This is a genomic window from Stenotrophomonas sp. Y6, from assembly GCF_022436665.1.
GTDB lineage: Bacteria > Pseudomonadota > Gammaproteobacteria > Xanthomonadales > Xanthomonadaceae > Stenotrophomonas > Stenotrophomonas acidaminiphila_A.
In genome coordinates this window covers 77,713-94,650 of sequence record NZ_JAKUKB010000013.1, presented here as the reverse complement: position 1 = coordinate 94,650, position 16,938 = coordinate 77,713, and the positions used below count along the sequence as shown (strand labels likewise).

Genomic DNA, 16,938 nt, shown 5'->3' with positions numbered 1-16,938 from the left:
TCCATGTCGCGGGGCCAGGCAGGCTTCACCCTGCTGGAGGCAGTGGTGACCCTGGTGGTCGTCTCCATGTTGATGGCGTTGCTGATGCAGGCGCTGTCGCAGTCGCTGGGCCTGAGGACGCGGCTGCTGCGGTTGTATGGCGAGTCGCGGCAGATGTTGCTGCAGGAAGCCTGGTTCAGGGAGAACATCGCCACGGCCCAGCCCCCGACCATCGGGACGGGAGATGCCTTCGAGGGCGCTGCCGACAGCGTGTCCTTCATCAGTGCGGTGCCGCTGGTGACCGGCGGCAGCGGCCGCGTGCGCTGGTGGCTTGCCCAGGACGAAGGGGGCGGCGTGTCATTGAACTATTCCGACTCCGCGGTGAAGCAACTGGTCATCGTCAAGGGGCCGCTGCGCGATGCGCGCTTTTCCTATGCATCCACGGATGAGCAGTGGATGCAGCAATGGCGTGGCGAGGTGCCCGATCCCGCGCAGTTGCCGAGTTTCGACGCGCAGCAGGCTCCCGGGGAGCCGGCGCCGCCGCCACCCCCGCCGATCCTGCCGCGCCTGCTCCGCTTCCAGGCGGTGACCGCGCAGGGGCGCCAGCTGGACTGGGTGGTACATCTGCCATCGGATCTGAGGCCGGTGGACCAGAACCTGGGTTTCAGGGAGTTGATCGGTGGCCGGTAACCGTCGGCAGTCCGGCTTCGTACTGGCGGTGACGCTATGGCTGCTCGCCGGCATCGCCGTTGCGGTGGGATTGATATCGCTGTGGGCACGCATGCAGGTGGAGCAGGCGCATGTCGACAGCGAACGCCTCGACGATGAGGTGGCCGCGCTGGAAACGCGCGATACGCTGCTGTACGTCGCCTCGACGCGGGAGTTCACCCTGGCCGGACTGCCGTTGAAGCCGTTGGGCGAGGATGAGCTCGCGATCCGGCGGCTGGATGAGCTGGGGGGAACCGTGCTCGACCCTGTGGGCGGTGAACTTCGGCTTGACGGCACGCTCTACAAGGGGCGTGGCAGTGCCATTTTCGACATCCAGGACGAATCGGGGCTGTTTTCGCTGCGTGCGATGCCCGGCGGCAGCATCGAGCGCTTCCTCCAGGCCAACGGCGTCGAGGCGGAAAAAATCCCCCGCCTGCGCGACACCCTGCTCGACTACATCGACGAGGACGACCTGAACCGGCTCAATGGCGCCGAGCGACGCGATTACGAGCGCCTCGGCCGCCCGCCGCCCCCAAACCGGCCGTTGCTGCTGCCCAGTGAACTGGCCAACGTCCTGGCATGGGACGAACTGCCTCCGTCCCGGTTGGCAGCCATCACGGCGCAGGTGACGGTCAATTACGCCGGATCCGTCAATCTCAACACCGTCCCCGCGGCATTGTTGCCGGCGTGGGTGCCCAACTGTCCGCAGGCGTGCGAGGCGGTAGTCGCGCGCCGCGCGCAGCGTCCGCTGGTACGCGCTTCGGAGGTCGAGGCCCTGGCCGGCGCGTTGTTGCCGGGCGACGCCGCCGTGGACTACCGGTTCGTGCCGTCCGATGTGATGCGGCTGGACGTATGGGGGCGTAAAGGGCCGGGTCAGCGCTATCATATAAGATTGACGCCCCTCGCCGATCGGCGAGGGCCTTGGACAATTCTGGCCGCCTACCCGGTCCCACGCCCTGCCGATGACCACACTGCAAAAACGACCGACGGCGCTATTTTTGCCGAGCCGTAGCCTTGTCCGGGATGGTGGGGCGGCGCCGACGTCCGGTGGCCTGCTGGGCGGGCGCGAATGGGTCGTTCCCCGGGGCGAGTGCCAATACCGGCAGCATGATTTCTCGCAGCTGCCGGCCCGCCGCCGGCGTGCCGCCGCGCGCCTGGCGGTACCGCGTTTCGAGCCCGCGCCCGGCGCCAGGGTGCATATCGCCTGGCAGCAGGGCATTGCGCACTATTGGATATGGATGCCGGGCGAGGACGGCGACGACCAGGTCGATTACCGGCGCTGGCTGCCGGAAAGCCGCCTCTATGCGCCGCCGCTGGATTCGGGCGCGCGCCTGCTGCGCGTTTCGCAGGGGGTGGAAGGGCAGATCTGGCACGAGGGACGCCTGCAGGCCAGCCAGTGGTGGCCGGAGCCGCCGGATCTCCCGGTCTGGCAGCGGTTCCTGCGTGGCGGCGGCCTGGGCTTGGCGGATGTCGTTGCGGTCCCCGGGGCGCAGCGGATGGACTGGTCGGAAACGCCATGGGGTGAATCCGGAGGCCGGCTTGCCATCGATGCGGTCATGGCCGAACGCCTGGCATGGTGGAGCATCGCCTTCGCCCTGCTGTTCGCGGTGGGTTGGCAGGTGACGGCATTGCTGCGCTGGAATGCAGCCGTCGAAAGCGGGGCGGTGCGCCTGGAGCAGGTGCGGAAGAAGGCGGAGCCGTTGCTGGACGCGCGCGAGCGCGCCGAAAGCGCCGCGGGCAAGATCGAAGACCTGTTGGCTCTGCAGCAGGCGGCCAGCAGTGATTACCGCCTGATGCTGGAAGTGTTCTCGCTGTTGCCCGAAGGCACGCAGATGACCAGTTGGAGCCGTGAGCCGGGGAAGCTGAGGCTCACGGTAGCGTCGCCCGAAGCTGATCCGCGCAGGTTCATCCTTCCCTTCATCGAGGCGGCGTGGCTGCCCGACGTCACCGCGACCCCCACCGGAAAGGGGGGCATGCTGCTTGAATTCGAGCTGGCCGGCAGCGCAACCGACGAGGTCAAGGAATGAGCCGCGAACAGTGGGACAAGCTTCGCGGGCAGTGGCTCAAGGTGCGTGAGCAATGGCAGGGCAATCTCCGCCTGCGGGTGGCGGCGATGTTCATCGTGGTTTTTGCCGGCCTGCACGTGCTCGATGCCCTCGATGGCCGGCGCGCAAAGGCCGCCGCGCAGTACGAGGCCGACCTGCAGTTGCGCGAGCGCATGGAGTTGGTGGCTGCGCAGCCCGAATGGACGAAGCGGGCCAGCCAGGCGGAGGCGGAGCTGGATGCCCTGCGCCGGCAGATGATGCAGGTGGGCAGCGCCGGGCAGGCGCAGGCCGAAGCCCGCGCATGGCTCACCGAACTGGCGGGAACGGTCGGCCTGGAAGGGCCGACGATCAAGCTGGAAAGCGTCCTGGACGTGCCGGGTCATGCCGATCTGCAGCAGGTGCTCGCGCGACTCGACGGAAAGCTCCCCGAGTTCGGCCAGGCGGCCCTGCTGCGCGGTCTCTCGCGGGGCCTGCCGTGGGTGCAGGTCGAGCGCCTTGAGCTGGGCGAGCAGGCCAAGTCCTCGCGGGTCAACATGGTCGTGCGCTTCTATTACAAGCGTGGCGCCGGCGATGCCCCGGCCACTGCAGAGGAGAAAGGCCCATGACCGGCGCCTGGAAAATCCCGTTGGCAGGCCTGCTTGCCTTGGGCCTCGGCGCGGGCGCGTCGGTCCTGTTCGGCGCGGAGCCGCCCTCGGTTTCGGCCAGTCCGCCTGCTGCGCCTGACTGGCAGGTGCCGGCGCTTGCGGTGCTCGACTTCGCCGCACTCGACGCGCAGTGGCAGGAGACCCCGCCGTGGCCGGCGCCACCACCACCGCCGGCGGCGGCCGAACCGGCCAAGGCCGATGAGCCGCCACCGCCCATGCCCGTGGGCATCGCCAGGGGCAGGCGTAATTTCGAGGCGCTTTTCAGCGTGCAGGGTGCGGGCGAACTGCGCATCCCGCCGGGCGGGCGCCTGCCCGACGGCGGCCGCGTGCTGAAGGTTTCGCGCCTCGGCGTGGAATGGGTGGACGGCAAGGGGGAGCGCCACGAGCACGAGATGTTCAACGCCTACCGCGTCCAGGAAGAAGCGCCGGCGGGTGGAACTCCCCGGGCCGGTGCCGGGTCTGACGCTGCCAAGCCCTCGCGGAGGACGCGTTGATGCCTTCCCACCCGCGGCCATGGGTCCCGCCGATTTGCGCAAACCAACCGAAGTCTGAGCCAGTGAAGCACTCGCAGAACACCTACCGGCCCGGTTCGGGCCGTGCCAGCCGATTTGCCGTTTTCCTGGCCGCCGTGCTGGTGACGCTGCTGGCCGCCGGCTGCGCCACCCGGCCGCCGCAGTTGCCGGCTCCTTTGCGTGCGCCCAAGGCCGAGGCCAGTGCCAGCGAGGTGCTCAACCAGGAGCGCGCCGCAGAGCAGTCACGCCCGCGCATCGAAGCCGGCCCGAAGCCCGCCGGACCGGCGCGCGAAGTGCAGCGTGCCGATCCTGGCCTGAGCCGCATCCCGCCGATGCAGCGCACCGAACCGGTGTCGCTGGTGCTCGATGGCGTGGCCATGGACAGCTTCATCAACATTGTCTACGGCATGGAACTCGGGTTGCCGGTCCAGATCGACCAGTCGCTGCGCCGTCGACCGGAACTGCTGAGTCTCAGCCTGGCCGCGCCGATGCCGCCGGAGCAGGCGTTCCGTGTCGCCGAGGAAGTGTTGCGCAGCTATGGCGTGCGCATCGAAGAACTGGGCGGCGTGCTGCGCTTCATGCCGGCCGAGCAGCGCGCCGCCGAACAGGCGGAGATGCTGGTGACGCGCTCCTTGCCGGAGGTGCCGGCGGGACAGCGTTCGGTGTTCGTGGCCATGCCGCTGCAATATCGACGCCCGGGTTCGATCATTCCCCAGGCCAAGGAGCTGATCGGCGGCGGCAGCGTTGCCTTCACGCCGCTGGTTGAAACCAATGCGGTGCTCCTCAGTGGTCCGGGGACGTCCGTGCGCGCCGCCATGCAGGCCCTCGATGCCCTCGACCAGTCGGTGCTGCGCGACAAGTACTCCATGCGCGTCAACCCGCTGCACATGCCGGCCGACCTGCTGGCCAAGGAGCTCAGCGACGTGCTGACCGCGCAGGGCATGGCCGTGCGTCTGGGGTCGGGCGAGCCGGGGGCGGTGAATTTCGTTCCGATCAATTCGGCCAATGCGCTGGTCGTGTTCGCCAATAGCCAGGAAGCGCTGGATGCGATCAGCGAGTGGGTGCTGAAGCTCGACCAGCCCAACGAGTCCGCCGGTGGCGGCGGAATGTATGTCTATGCCGCCCGCCACACCACGGTCGAAACCATGTTGCCGGTCCTGCAGGCGCTGGCCGGTGGAGGCACGGGCAGTACCGCCGCGCCGGCGGCCACGCCAGCGGCGGGGGCGGGGGCGGGGGCGGGCCAGCAGCCCGCAGCACCCAGGCAGCGGGCGGGTACGACGGCGGTCAGCGGTTTCGGTGGGCAGCTGGCGGCCGATACCGTGCGCAATCTCATCGTGTTCCAGGGCGATGCGCAGAGCTGGCGCGCGCTGCAGGGTGTCCTGGCGCGGCTCGACCAGCCGGCGCGCCAGGTCCTGATCGAAGTGACCGTCGCCGAGGTCACGCTTACCGACGAGCTCACCCACGGCGTGGAATGGGCGCTGCGTAACGTCTCGGCCGGTGGCATGTCCGGGCCGCTGACGGCGCTGGCGGGCCTTTCCGCGCCGGCTGGCGGGCTGCGCTGGGCGGCGCTGTCGTCGTCCGGGCAGACCCGCGCCACCCTCAACCTGTTCGCCAAGGACAGCCGCGTCACCATTCTCTCCACGCCCCGGCTCATGGTGAAAAGCGGCGAGACCGCAAGCATCGACGTCGGTACCGAGGTGCCCATCATCACCAGCCAGGCAACGGCGTCGGACCTGGGCAACAACGGCTCCATCCTGCAGTCCATCCAGTACCGCAAGACCGGTACGCTGCTGGATATCGAGGCCGTGGTGCACTCCGGGCAGCGGGTGGACCTGAAGGTTTCGCAGGAAGTCAGCGAGGCCACCACCACCGATACCAGTGACATCTCGTCGCCGAGCATCCTCAGCCGCAAGCTGCAGACCAGCCTCAGCCTGGCGGATGGGCAGAGCACGCTGCTGGGCGGGCTGATTTCCAGCACGCACAGCGATGCCAAGACCAAGGTGCCGCTGCTGGGCGATATCCCCTTGATTGGAAGGGCTTTCCAGAACCGCAACAAGACCGGCAACCGTACCGAGCTGCTTCTGCTCATCACCCCCTACGTGCTGGAGGACGCCACCCAGGTGGACGACATCAGCCGTGCGGTGCGTGATCGTTTCGGTCGCAACGAACGCCAGTGGCCGGGCAAGCCCGATCCGGGCCGCAGGGAAGAGGCGCCGGAGGGCGATGCTACCGTTCCCGCGTCGTCCCGGCCCGGCGATGCGGTTCCCCCGGAAAAGGCGGTTCCTGTGAAAAACGCGGCGGCTGAGGGCGACGGTAACTGAGTCACCGCGGCCCGCATCCGGCGGCGTCGCCCGGCTTCGCTCCACCTGGCCGTCTTCGTCACGGTGCCGGGCCGGTTCGTCCGGGGCCATCGCCGGGTGGGCGGCTTATCAAACCCATTACTCGGGTGAATGCGATGGCCCCCGCAACCCGGGGAAATGCCCTCGTTTGAGGGCTCCTTGCACCTGTCTTCAGCGGGCATCCAGCATCGTTGACACTCTTTGAACGATGCCCGTATGATGCCTCGGCATCTGGGGGCTGCGCTTGGATTTGCATGCGCAGGTGAACCAAAGGCACAGGGGGACAGGGGGCTTCATGCAGCTGTTGACCGGCCGATGGTTACGTATCGGCGCCGATACGCGCATCTGCGAACGGCGAGTGGTGCCCATGGTGTTGAAAAGCGTCAAATGATTGACAAACCCTAAGCTTAGGAGCTGAGTAAATGAAGTTCATCAACAAGAAGGTCCTGGCCGTCGCCGTTCTCGGCGCACTGGCTTCCGGCAATGCGCTGGCTGATGCAGAAATCCAGACCACCAACACCGTTTACGCCAAGGAAATCGCGCTGCCGGCCGCTCTGACCCTGCCGGTGGCCTGGAAGCTGGGCTACAACTTCAACACCAACGAAACCCGTTACGCCTGCGTGCGTCTGTCTGGCGCGGCCCTGCCGCCCACCATCGCTTCGCCGACCATCACCGGCAGCGGTGACCTGACCGCCGGCGTCGTCAACGTCGTTGGCAACAACGTGGCGTTCTTCACGATCAGCTCGGATCCGACCGCAACCATCGGCGGCACGTCCACCGATATCGTCACGATGCCGGCCCTGTCGATTACGGCCAGCGATTACAACACCACCGTTACTGCCAGTGTCGGTCTGTACGACAACCCTGCAGCTGCGGGCGCCTGCAATGCCGACAAGCCGGCCGCTCAGGATCCGCAGCGTATTCCGGGTTCCGGCGATTCCAAGCCGCTGATCTCGTTCAAGCAGGCCTACACCCTGAAGATCGACTCGCACAAGGCCGTCTCGACCGTTTCCGTCGATCCGTCCTACACCACCTTCGCCGCGGGCTCGGGCCTGAACGCGTTCACGGGTGGTACTGGTCCGGTGACCCTGGCCAGCAACGCCACCCTGGCGCTGGTCCCGGGCGTCATCCTGAAGGCTGACGGCACCCCGATCGCCCTGGCCGACATCTTCCCGACCGCTGCCACGCTGAAGATCGCCGGCAACTTCAACAGCGACTGGCTGGACAGCGCCGTGTTCACCGGTGCCGCCCTGACCGCTGCTGCCGACGAAGAGTCGGTGACCTCGGCCGCGTTCGACCCGCTGACCGTGCTGACCGCCCCGAACGCCTTCACCGTTGAAGCCAACGGCGACGGCGAGATCCCGGCGGGCATCTACCAGGCCAGCATGCGCGTCACCCCGAACGCCGGCTACACCCTGAACTACATCGTGGGCCCCGGTTCGGGCGCCGCTGTTGATCTGGTCCCGGCGATCGACGAGACCCTGATCACTGCCGACACCGCCGTGACCGACAATGCCGCCAACGCTGGTCAGATCGACCAGGACGGCGTCAAGCTGATGACCCCGCTGGTGCAGCTGGCCGGTGGCAACTGGCTGGCCCGCCTGGCCATCAGCAACACCGGCACCAAGGACCGCACCTTCACCCTGAAGGCGCAGGGCTTCGACAGCGAAGGCGACAGCAGCACCGTGACCGTCAACGAGCCGAACAGCTTCGTCGTCAAGGCCGGTACCACCTACGTGTTCGACAACCTGGCCAACACCCTGACCTTCAACGGTCGCGCCCGTGGCACCGTCACCGCCATCGTCAACGCGCCGGCTGAAGACATCAAGGGCGTTTACCAGCTGGTCAACACCGCTGCGAACACCATCAGCAACATCAACATGATCAACCCGAGCAACGCTGCTGCGGGCGGCCACTAATCGCCCCTGTAGTTCGGTAGCAGTACCTGGAAAGGCCCGCTTCGGCGGGCCTTTCCTTTTTGCGCGGCGCCGATGCCTACCCGTGTTCGCGGGTCCGCCGGCTACCCCGGTGCCCGTGCGCGTCCAGCTGACGTCTACCTATGCCGGGGCAAACCCGGCAGAATCGTCCCCTTGTCTTGGGCAGGGGCGGAAGATGGACGTGGAGCGCGCGGTGCGCCGTGACGGCCGTACGGGCAACGCAGCGCGGCTGGACGTGCTGGATGGGCTGCGCGGGCTGGCGGTCCTGGTGGTGCTGGCTTCGCATTTTTCCGCCGCCGGATTGTTGCCACGCCCGGCCCTGCACGGGGTGGGCAAGAGCGGTGTCTATCTGTTCTTCGTGCTCAGCGCCTATCTGCTGGCGCGCAATCTGTTGCGGCAGCCTCCGGGAGCCCTGCGCCAGGCGCGTACCTGGTTGGACTACGCGCTGCGCCGGGTGCTGCGCATCTGGCCGCTGTACCTGGTGGTGCTCGTGGCCAGCTGGCTGGCGCTGAGTGCGGGCCACCCATTGCTGTACGACATCGACACCGCGGCGTTGTGGCGGCACCTGACCCTGCGCGAAGGGCGAAGCGTGCTCTGGAGCATCCCGGTGGAGTTCACCTTCTACCTGTGGCTGCCGTTGCTGGTGCTGGTGCTGGCGGGCATGGCGCGGTGGCGCTGGCCGGCCTGGGCGCAGACCGGCGTTTTCCTGGTTGCACTGGCCGCGGTGACATGGCGCTGGCCGCCCGCCGAGTCAGTGGAGAACGGCGTGCAGCTTGGGCCCTACCTAGCGGTGTTCCTGTGCGGTGCGTTCGCCGCGCGCGTTGACGAATGGGCGGCGCGGCGGCCATCGCCGACCTGGTGGGGAGCGGCGGCGTTGCTGGCCATGGCGCTCTGGTGCATCGCGATCCCGGTCATCTGGTGCCGCCTGCGCGGCATGCCGTTCGAAGCGACGGTGACGCGCACCTGGTACCTGTTCTTCGGCATGATCTGGGCGATGCTGCTGCTGGCGACGCTGCATGGGCCGGCCTGGCTGCAGCGGGCTTTCGCATGGCCGGGCCTGCGCTGGGTCGGACTGGTCAGCTTCAGCCTGTACCTGTGGCACATGCCGGTAATGGAGGCGCTGCTGCGTGCGGGCGTGATCGAGCACCTGTCGTGGGCCGCCGTGCTGGTCGTACTCGCCGTCGCGCTTGCGGTGGCGTGGCTCTCCTGGCGGCTGTTCGAGCGGCCGCTGCAGGGCATACGGCTGCGCCGGCAACGATAGCGGCCGCCCATGCGCCGGCCCGGTGGGCCCGATGTGGCGTGGCCCTGCCGGGTGTGCCTCCGACCCGCTGGCCGTGCGTGACGCGTGGCGCTCCTGGTGTCGGCCGGGAGCGCCGTGTGCAAAAGCGCCTCAGCTGCGCCCGTAGGTGTCCTCGAAGCGCACGATGTCGTCCTCGCCGAGATAACTGCCGGACTGCACCTCGATCAGTTCCAGCGGCAGCTTGCCGGGGTTGCGCAGCCGGTGCGTGACTCCCAGCGGGATATAAGTGCTCTGGTTCTCGCTGAGCAGCAGCACTTCATCGCCGCGGGTGACCTCGGCGGTGCCGCTGACCACCACCCAGTGCTCGGCGCGGTGGTGGTGCATCTGCAGGCTCAGGGTGCCACCGGGCTTGACCGTGATGCGCTTGACCTGGAACCGCTCGCCGTTGTCGATGGAGTCGTAGGCGCCCCACGGGCGGTAGACCTTGCGGTGCCAGGTGGCCTCGCTGCGGCCGTCGGCCTTCAGTCGCGCCACCACGTCCTTGACCTCCTGCATGCGGTCGGCCTTGCCGACCAGCACCGCGTCATCGGTCTCGACCACGATCACGTCATCCAGCCCGACCAGCGCCACCAGCCGTTCCCCATAGGCATAGGTATTGCGGCAATCGATGGCGATCACATCGCCGTGGTGGGCGTTGCCGTCGTCATCGCGTGCGGACACGTCGCGCAGCGCGGTCCACGAACCGACGTCGCTCCAGCCGGCATCCAGCGCCACTACCACTGCATCGGCGGTTTTCTCCATCACCGCGTAGTCGATCGAGTCCGATGGCACCGCCGCGAACGCGTCGGCATCGAGTCGGGTGAAGTCGGTGTCGCGGCGCGCGCTTTCCCAGGCGGTGCGGCTGCGCTCGAGCATGGCCGGATTGAAACGGGCCAGTTCCTCCAGGTAGCGCGAAGCGCGGAACAGGAACATGCCGCTGTTCCACAGGTACTGGCCGCTGGCGACATACGCGGTGGCGGTGTCCAGGTCGGGCTTCTCGACGAAGCGCTCGACCGGGCGGGCGCCGCCACCGGGCGCGGCCTTGATATAGCCATAGCCGGTTTCCGGGCCGGTCGGGACGATGCCGAAAGTCACCAGCTTGCCGGCTTCGGCGGCGGTCGCGGCCTGGCGCACGGCGGCGTGGAAGGCGGCCTCGTCGGCGATCACATGGTCCGACGGCAGCACCAGCAGCAGCGGGTCATCGCCCTGGCGCGTGGCTTCCAGCGCGGCCACCGCGATCGCCGGCGCGGTATTGCGCCCCATCGGCTCGAGGATGATCGCCTGCGGCTCCGCGCCTGCCTGTTGCAGTTGCTCGGCGGCGACGAAGCGGTGCGCTTCGTTGGCGATCACCAGCGGGCCACGCGCGGCGACGGCGGCGGCGCGGTGCCAGGTTGCCTGCAGCATGGTCAGCGTACCGGTCAGCGGCAGGAACTGCTTGGGGTAGGTCTCGCGCGAGAGCGGCCACAGGCGGGTGCCGGAGCCGCCGGACAGGATGACGGGCGTGATGTTGCTCATGTTGAAGTCTCAGGCCGAAAGCAGGGTGGAGATCTCGTCGGTGCGCGCCTGCAGCAGCGCCGCGTCGCCGCGCGTCTCGACATTGAGCCGCAGCAGCGGTTCGGTGTTGGAACTGCGCAGGTTGAAGCGCCAGTCGCCGAAATCGGCGCTGACGCCGTCGGTGTGGTCCAAGGTGGGCGATTGCGCGGCGAAGTGGCGCATCACGCGTTCGACCGCAGCCTTGGCATCGGCCACCTTGAAATTGATCTCGCCGCTGCACGGATAGGCGGCCATGCGGTCCTCGACCAGTTCGGCCAGCGACTGGCCGCTGGTGGATACCAGCTGCGCGATCAGCAGCCACGGGATCATGCCCGAATCGGCATAGGCGAATTCGCGGAAATAGTGGTGCGCGCTCATCTCGCCGCCGTAGACGGCGTTCTCCGCGCGCATCTTCTCCTTGATGAAGGCGTGCCCGCTCTTGCACAGCACCGGCACGCCGCCGGCCGCCTCCACCATCTCCACCGTGTTCCACACCAGGCGTGGGTCATGCACGACCTTGCCGCCGGGGGTGCGCGCCAGGATCGCCTTGGCGAGCAGGCCGACCAGGTAGTAACCCTCGATGAAGCGGCCGTTGTGGTCGAAGAAGAAGCAGCGGTCGAAGTCGCCGTCCCAGGCGATCCCGAAATCGGCGCCCTGCGCGCGCACCGCGTCCGCGGTGGCGGCGCGGTTCTCCGGCAGCAGCGGATTGGGGATGCCGTTGGGGAAGCTGCCATCGGGTTCGTGGCAGATGCGCACGAATTCCAGCGGCAGGTGTGGGGCAAGCAGGTCGATGATGGCGCCGGCGCCGCCGTTGCCGGCATTGACCACCAGCTTCAGCGGCCGCAGCGTGGGCACGTCCACATAGGACAGCAGGTGGGCGATGTAGGCGCCCTTGTCGTGCCGCTGCACCTGCCCGGCGCGCGGCGCCTGCGCCGGCGCGTCATCCGCGGCCACCGCATCGGAAATGGCGAACAGGCCGGTGTCCGAGCTGATCGGCCGCGCCTGCGCCTTGACCAGCTTCATGCCGTTGTAGTCCATCGGGTTGTGGCTGGCGGTGACCATGACTCCGCCGGCCGCGCCCAGGTGGTCGGTCTGGAAGTAGACCTCCTCGGTGCCGCACAGGCCGATGTCGATCACCTCGCGGCCCTCGCCGCGCAGCCCGGCGGCCAGGGCCTCCTGCAGGCCGGGGCTGGTCAGGCGCACGTCGTGGCCGAGCACCACCGGGCCGTGGTCGAGGCGGGCCGCCAAGGCCTTGCCGATCCTGCGCGCGAGGTCCTCGTTGAGTTCCTCGGGCACGCGGCCGCGGATGTCGTAGGCCTTGAACGCGGGTAATGGCATGCGGGCAACCTGTCGAAACGTGGAAAGACGCCCAGTTTAGTCGCTTGGCGGTGAGCGGGCCGTTCGCGGCTGGACGAAGGTCCAAGAGGGCCGCTGCCCGACTGCGGCTAGAATGCCGCCATCCTTATGACTGTGGGCGTGATGCGATGAACGATCCTTCAACCCTGGACGGGCGGCGCGGCAAGGTGGTGGCCAGCGCGGCCCAGGCGCTGGACGGCGTGGTCGCCGACGGCCAGACCCTGGCGGTCGGCGGCTTCGGCCTGTGCGGCATTCCCGAAGCGCTGATCGCGGCGCTACGCGACTCCGGCGTGACCGGCCTGACCGTTATCTCCAACAATGCCGGCGTCGATGGCTTCGGCCTCGGCCAGCTGCTGGAAACCCGCCAGATCCGCAAGATGATTTCGTCCTACGTGGGCGAAAACAAGGAGTTCGAGCGGCAGTTCCTGGCCGGCGAGCTGGAGCTGGAGTTCAACCCGCAGGGCACCCTGGCCGAGCGCCTGCGCGCCGGCGGCGCGGGCATCCCGGCGTTCTTCACCGCCACCGGCTACGGCACCGTGGTGGCCGAAGGCAAGGAAACCCGCGAGTTCGACGGCAAGCATTACGTGATGGAGACCGCGCTCAAGGCGGACGTCTCGCTGGTCAAGGCATGGAAGGCCGACGCTGCCGGCAACCTGGTGTTCCGCAAGACCGCGCGCAACTTCAACCCGGCCTGCGCCATGGCCGGCAAGGTCTGCGTGGTGGAAGTGGAGGAGATCGTGCCGGTGGGCGCCATCGACCCGGACCAGGTGCACCTGCCGGGCATCTACGTCGACCGCATCGTGTTGAACGCGACGCCGGAAAAGCGCATCGAACAGCGCACCGTGCGTCAGGAGGAGAACTGAAATGGCCTGGACCCGTGACGAGATGGCGCAGCGCGCCGCGCGCGAGCTGACCGATGGCGCCTACGTGAACCTGGGCATCGGCCTGCCGACGCTGGTGGCCAATCACATCCCCGAGGGCATGGACGTGTGGCTGCAGTCCGAGAACGGGCTGCTGGGCATCGGCCCGTTCCCGACCGACGCCGAAGTCGACGCCGACCTGATCAACGCCGGCAAGCAGACCGTGACCGCCCGCGCCGGCGCCAGCTATTTCGGCAGCCACGATTCGTTCGCGATGATCCGCGGCGGCCATATCAACCTGGCCATCCTCGGCGCGATGCAGGTCACCGCCAAGGGCGACCTGGCCAACTGGATGGTGCCCGGCAAGATGGTCAAGGGCATGGGCGGCGCGATGGACCTGGTGGCCGGCGTGCAGCGCGTGGTGGTGCTGATGGAGCACACCGCAAAGAACGGCGAGCACAAGATCCTGCCCGAGTGCACGCTGCCGCTGACCGGGGTGGGCGTGGTCGACCGCATCATCACCGACCTGGCCGTGTTCGATGTCACCGATGACGGCCTGGTGCTGGTGGAGGCCGCCCCGGGCGTGGACATGGACACGCTGAAGGCGCGCACCGGCGTGCCGTTCGCGCACGCCTGAAGCGGATCTCCGGCTGGCCGCCGGCCAGCCGGTTGCGGGACGCCCCGGGGCACGCTGTTGCCCGGAAGCCGCCAGGACCACGCCGATGTCCGCGCCGGCCGGGCCCCGGCCGCGGGCACGGAATCCATGCGTGGGACGCAGGTAGCCTACAATCCGCGTCCTTCCGTTCATGACCCCGTGCCGATGCCCGCCAACCCGATGTCCGCCGCTGGAAAGCTGTTCGCCGTCGCCGCCCTGGTCGAGGGCGCCACTTGGGCCGGGCTGCTGGTCGGCATGCTGCTCAAGTACGGCACGCAGACGACCGAGCTGGGGGTATGGCTGTTCGGGCGCCTGCATGGGCTGGCGTTCCTGTTCTACGTGGTCGCCAGCGTGTATGTCGGCGTGCGCCAGCGCTGGCCGTCGTGGGCGCTGCTGCTGGCGTTGCTGGCCGCGGTACCGCCGCTGGTCACGGTGCCGCTGGAATGGTGGTTCCGCCGCCGCGGCCTGTTGTCGCCGCCGCGCTGACCGCATGCCGGGTCGTGGCGACCCGCGGCGGGGTGGCCGGGACATGCACTACGATGAGGCCGGGCCGGCGCCGGGCATCGGCCAGGCCCCAGGCCTGGCCACGGCGAGCGGTCCGCCTGCATCGGGCATGTTCGCAGCCTGTTTAGGTTCGATCTTCTAGCTTTGGCGCCCTGTCTGCCCCCGGAGAGCCCCGTGCACCACGGAACCCCTGTTGCCGCCGTTTCCGCCCGCCTGCCGGCGGCGGCACCTGCCTGCCGCCCCGCGCGTCCTGGCGCGAGGGGGGGCGCATGACCGCTGCGCCGGGTCCGGCGCGCGATGCCGGCATCGCCGTGCTGCCGGCGGAGAGCCCGCTGTCCATGCCGGTGCAGTCGCTGCGCGAGGGGCGTCTGCAGGGGCGCCGGCAGGACACGTCGCCGCCGAACATCGTGCTGCGCCGCCTGTATGTGTTCGGCACTACCGCGGCGATGACGGCGGTGGCCACCTGGATGATGGCGCGGGTCCTGGCCAACGGCGGCGTCAACGTGCTCGAAGCCTGCCTGCTGGGCCTGTTCGTGCTGCTGTTCGCCTGGATCGCGTTCTCTTTCGTCAGCAGCCTGGCCGGCCTGCAGGCGCTGCTGCGCGGGCGGCGCAAGCTGGGCATCCACCCGCACGCGCCGCTGCCGGAACTGCACAGCCGCACCGCGCTGCTGATGCCCACCTACAACGAGGACCCGCGGCGAATGATGGCCGGGCTGCAGGCCATCTACGAATCGGTGGCGGCCACCGGCCAGCTCGATCGCTTCGACTTCTTCGTGCTCAGCGATACCACCCGCGAGGCCATCGGCCGCGCCGAGGAACAGGTGTTCGCGCGGCTGGTCGAGGCCACCGGCGGCCACGGCCGGCTGTTCTACCGGCGCCGCGCCGACAACGCCGGGCGCAAGGCGGGCAACATCGCCGACTGGGTGCGCCGCTTCGGTGGCGCGTACCCGCAGATGCTGATCCTGGACGCGGACAGCCTGATGACCGGCGAGGTGATCGTGCGCCTGGCCTCGGCCATGGAAAAACACCCCGGCGTCGGTCTGATCCAGTCGCTGCCGGCGGTGGTCGGCGGACGTACCGCGTTCGCGCGCATGCAGCAGTTCGGCGGCCGCGTCTACGGGCCGGTGATGGCCTACGGCGTGGCCTGGTGGCACGGTGCCGAGAGCAATTACTGGGGCCACAACGCGGTGATCCGCACCCGCGCCTTCGCCGAGCAGGCCGGGCTGCCGGAACTGCCCGGGCGCAAGCCGTTCGGCGGGCATGTGCTCAGCCACGATTTCGTCGAGGCCGCGCTCATGCGCCGCGGTGGCTGGGCGGCGCACATGGTGCCGTACCTGCAGGGCAGCTACGAGGAGGGCCCGCCGACGCTGACCGACCTGCTGATCCGCGACCGCCGCTGGTGCCAGGGCAACCTGCAGCACTCCAAGGTGGTCACCGCCGCCGGGCTGCACTGGATCAGCCGGGTGCACATGCTGGTCGGCATCGGCCACTACTTCACCGCGCCGATGTGGGCGATGCTGATGCTGATCGGCATGGCCATCCCGCTGATCCATGGCGGCATCGACGTGGCCGAGGAGCTGCACCTGCGGCTGTCACCCGCGCATTACTGGCGCGGGCTGGACGAGCAGGGCGTGCTGTGGGTGTTCGGCGTGACCATGGCCGTGCTGCTCGCGCCCAAGGCGATGGGCTACGTGGCCATGCTCAGTTCGCGCAGCGAGCGGCGCGGCTGCGGCGGCGCGCTGCGCGCGTTCGTCTCGATGCTGCTGGAAACGCTGCTGGCGGCGCTGATGGCGCCGGTGGTGATGTACGTGCAGTCGCGTGGCGTGGCCGAGGTGCTGGCCGGCAAGGACTCGGGCTGGGACGCACAGCAGCGCGACGACGGCCGGGTCTCCTGGACCGCGCTGCTGCGCAGCTATGGCGGGCTGAGTGTGTTCGGCCTGGCGATGGGGGCGATGGCCTATGCGGTGTCACCGTCGCTGGCGGCGTGGATGGCGCCGGTGGTGATCGGCATGGTGCTGGCGGTACCGGTGGTGGGGCTGACCTCGTCGCGCCAGATTGGCGACTGGTTGCACCGGCACCGGTTGTTGACCATTCCCGAGGAAAGCGCGCCGCCACCGGTGCTGGTGCGCGCGGCCGAGCTGCGCGCAGCGGCGATGCAGGCGCCGCTTTCCGTGGAGTAGCAGGGCGGGTCTCTGTTCTGTTGACGGCCGGGGCGTCGGGTTTCGTGGCTTAAAAAAAGCGGATCGGATGTGAAACGGGGCGAGGGGGAAGGTGCTTCGCCTTCGCCGTAGCCGTTGATCGTGCTTTTGCTTCTCTGCTTTTGATTTCCGGGTCCCCTTCCGCAGCGACGGAGCCGGCGGGAAAAACCCGAAGGGCGACGTGCATGGGTTCGGCGGAAACAGGCGAAGCACTGCTTCGCCCCGGTGAGCGGGCTGGCGCCGTGAGGCGACTGCCCCGGCCCCCGGCTGCATCGCAGCTGGGTTTCGTCGAAAAATCCCGGCGGCGGAGTGGCCTGCGGCACGCAGTGCCGTGGGCGCGTAGGCAGGGGCGAAATCTCTGCTTTCAAGCTTTCGCTTCTCGCTTTGCC

At 68.6% G+C, this 16,938-nt stretch carries 14 protein-coding genes; 12 read left to right on the top strand and 2 right to left on the bottom strand.

Annotated features, from left to right (window positions below; genetic code table 11):
• Window positions 1-3 precede the first annotated feature (3 nt).
• The 8 genes from MKP15_RS15675 to MKP15_RS15640 all read left to right on the top strand — a co-directional run bounded on the left by MKP15_RS15675 (window position 4) and on the right by MKP15_RS15640 (window position 9,425).
• Window positions 4-669, top strand: a complete 666-nt coding sequence (locus tag MKP15_RS15675) for a prepilin-type N-terminal cleavage/methylation domain-containing protein (RefSeq protein WP_240213351.1) — start codon at window positions 4-6, stop codon at window positions 667-669.
• On the top strand, window positions 659-1,699 hold the full coding sequence (locus MKP15_RS15670; protein WP_240213350.1) for a type II secretion system protein GspK: 1,041 nt from the start codon (window positions 659-661) through the stop codon (window positions 1,697-1,699). The genes MKP15_RS15675 and MKP15_RS15670 overlap by 11 nt, the downstream gene beginning before the upstream one ends.
• Window positions 1,650-2,714: a hypothetical protein gene (locus MKP15_RS15665; protein WP_240213349.1), complete on the top strand. Its 1,065-nt coding sequence runs from the start codon at window positions 1,650-1,652 to the stop codon at window positions 2,712-2,714. The genes MKP15_RS15670 and MKP15_RS15665 overlap by 50 nt, the downstream gene beginning before the upstream one ends.
• On the top strand, window positions 2,711-3,337 hold the full coding sequence (locus MKP15_RS15660; protein ID WP_240213348.1) for a hypothetical protein: 627 nt from the start codon (window positions 2,711-2,713) through the stop codon (window positions 3,335-3,337). Before MKP15_RS15665 ends, MKP15_RS15660 begins: the two co-directional genes overlap by 4 nt.
• Complete coding sequence (locus MKP15_RS15655) at window positions 3,334-3,870, top strand: hypothetical protein (RefSeq protein ID WP_240213347.1); 537 nt, start codon at window positions 3,334-3,336, stop codon at window positions 3,868-3,870. Before MKP15_RS15660 ends, MKP15_RS15655 begins: the two co-directional genes overlap by 4 nt.
• A 62-nt stretch (window positions 3,871-3,932) precedes the next feature.
• The gene (locus MKP15_RS17040; RefSeq protein ID WP_240213346.1) at window positions 3,933-6,209 is read left to right on the top strand and encodes a secretin N-terminal domain-containing protein; all 2,277 of its coding nucleotides are present in this window, start codon (window positions 3,933-3,935) and stop codon (window positions 6,207-6,209) included.
• A 440-nt stretch (window positions 6,210-6,649) separates the two neighbouring features.
• Entirely contained in the window at window positions 6,650-8,146 is a 1,497-nt protein-coding gene (locus MKP15_RS15645) for a hypothetical protein (RefSeq protein ID WP_240213345.1), read from the top strand.
• Window positions 8,147-8,339: 193 nt separating this feature from the next.
• Complete coding sequence (locus tag MKP15_RS15640) at window positions 8,340-9,425, top strand: acyltransferase (protein WP_240213344.1); 1,086 nt, start codon at window positions 8,340-8,342, stop codon at window positions 9,423-9,425.
• 129 nt (window positions 9,426-9,554) lie between these two features.
• Here MKP15_RS15640 and MKP15_RS15635 read toward each other — a convergent pair whose 3' ends face one another.
• Complete coding sequence (locus MKP15_RS15635; protein WP_240213343.1) at window positions 9,555-10,958, bottom strand: mannose-1-phosphate guanylyltransferase/mannose-6-phosphate isomerase; 1,404 nt, start codon at window positions 10,956-10,958, stop codon at window positions 9,555-9,557.
• Window positions 10,959-10,967: 9 nt separating this feature from the next.
• Window positions 10,968-12,314, bottom strand: a complete 1,347-nt coding sequence (locus MKP15_RS15630) for a phosphomannomutase (RefSeq protein WP_240213342.1) — start codon at window positions 12,312-12,314, stop codon at window positions 10,968-10,970.
• Between the two features lie 146 nt (window positions 12,315-12,460).
• On the opposite strand from MKP15_RS15630, the gene MKP15_RS15625 reads away from it, so the two are divergent.
• The 4 genes from MKP15_RS15625 (at window position 12,461) to mdoH (ending at window position 16,531) form a co-directional block, all read left to right on the top strand.
• Entirely contained in the window at window positions 12,461-13,195 is a 735-nt protein-coding gene (locus MKP15_RS15625) for a CoA transferase subunit A (protein WP_240213341.1), read from the top strand.
• Between the two features lies 1 nt (window position 13,196).
• Complete coding sequence (locus MKP15_RS15620; RefSeq protein WP_161615133.1) at window positions 13,197-13,829, top strand: CoA transferase subunit B; 633 nt, start codon at window positions 13,197-13,199, stop codon at window positions 13,827-13,829.
• Window positions 13,830-14,027: 198 nt separating this feature from the next.
• A complete protein-coding gene (locus tag MKP15_RS15615; RefSeq protein ID WP_240213387.1) occupies window positions 14,028-14,333 on the top strand; it encodes a DUF3817 domain-containing protein in 306 nt (101 codons plus the stop codon).
• Between the two features lie 287 nt (window positions 14,334-14,620).
• The gene (gene mdoH / locus MKP15_RS15610; protein ID WP_240213340.1) at window positions 14,621-16,531 is read left to right on the top strand and encodes a glucans biosynthesis glucosyltransferase MdoH; all 1,911 of its coding nucleotides are present in this window, start codon (window positions 14,621-14,623) and stop codon (window positions 16,529-16,531) included.
• Window positions 16,532-16,938: the final 407 nt, after the last annotated feature.

What these genes read in the sequence shown, in the direction of transcription:
- MKP15_RS15660 (WP_240213348.1), top strand. Translation starts at nt 2,711, where the DNA reads ATGAGCCGCGAACAGTGGGACAAGCTTCGCGGGCAGTGGCTCAAGGTG.
- MKP15_RS15665 (WP_240213349.1), top strand. Translation starts at nt 1,650, where the DNA reads ATGACCACACTGCAAAAACGACCGACGGCGCTATTTTTGCCGAGCCGT.
- MKP15_RS15635 (WP_240213343.1), bottom strand. Translation starts at nt 10,958, where the DNA reads ATGAGCAACATCACGCCCGTCATCCTGTCCGGCGGCTCCGGCACCCGC.
- MKP15_RS15645 (WP_240213345.1), top strand. Translation starts at nt 6,650, where the DNA reads ATGAAGTTCATCAACAAGAAGGTCCTGGCCGTCGCCGTTCTCGGCGCA.
- MKP15_RS15640 (WP_240213344.1), top strand. Translation starts at nt 8,340, where the DNA reads ATGGACGTGGAGCGCGCGGTGCGCCGTGACGGCCGTACGGGCAACGCA.
- MKP15_RS15615 (WP_240213387.1), top strand. Translation starts at nt 14,028, where the DNA reads ATGTCCGCCGCTGGAAAGCTGTTCGCCGTCGCCGCCCTGGTCGAGGGC.
- mdoH (WP_240213340.1), top strand. Translation starts at nt 14,621, where the DNA reads ATGACCGCTGCGCCGGGTCCGGCGCGCGATGCCGGCATCGCCGTGCTG.
- MKP15_RS15675 (WP_240213351.1), top strand. Translation starts at nt 4, where the DNA reads ATGTCGCGGGGCCAGGCAGGCTTCACCCTGCTGGAGGCAGTGGTGACC.
- MKP15_RS15625 (WP_240213341.1), top strand. Translation starts at nt 12,461, where the DNA reads ATGAACGATCCTTCAACCCTGGACGGGCGGCGCGGCAAGGTGGTGGCC.
- MKP15_RS15620 (WP_161615133.1), top strand. Translation starts at nt 13,197, where the DNA reads ATGGCCTGGACCCGTGACGAGATGGCGCAGCGCGCCGCGCGCGAGCTG.
- MKP15_RS15630 (WP_240213342.1), bottom strand. Translation starts at nt 12,314, where the DNA reads ATGCCATTACCCGCGTTCAAGGCCTACGACATCCGCGGCCGCGTGCCC.
- MKP15_RS15655 (WP_240213347.1), top strand. Translation starts at nt 3,334, where the DNA reads ATGACCGGCGCCTGGAAAATCCCGTTGGCAGGCCTGCTTGCCTTGGGC.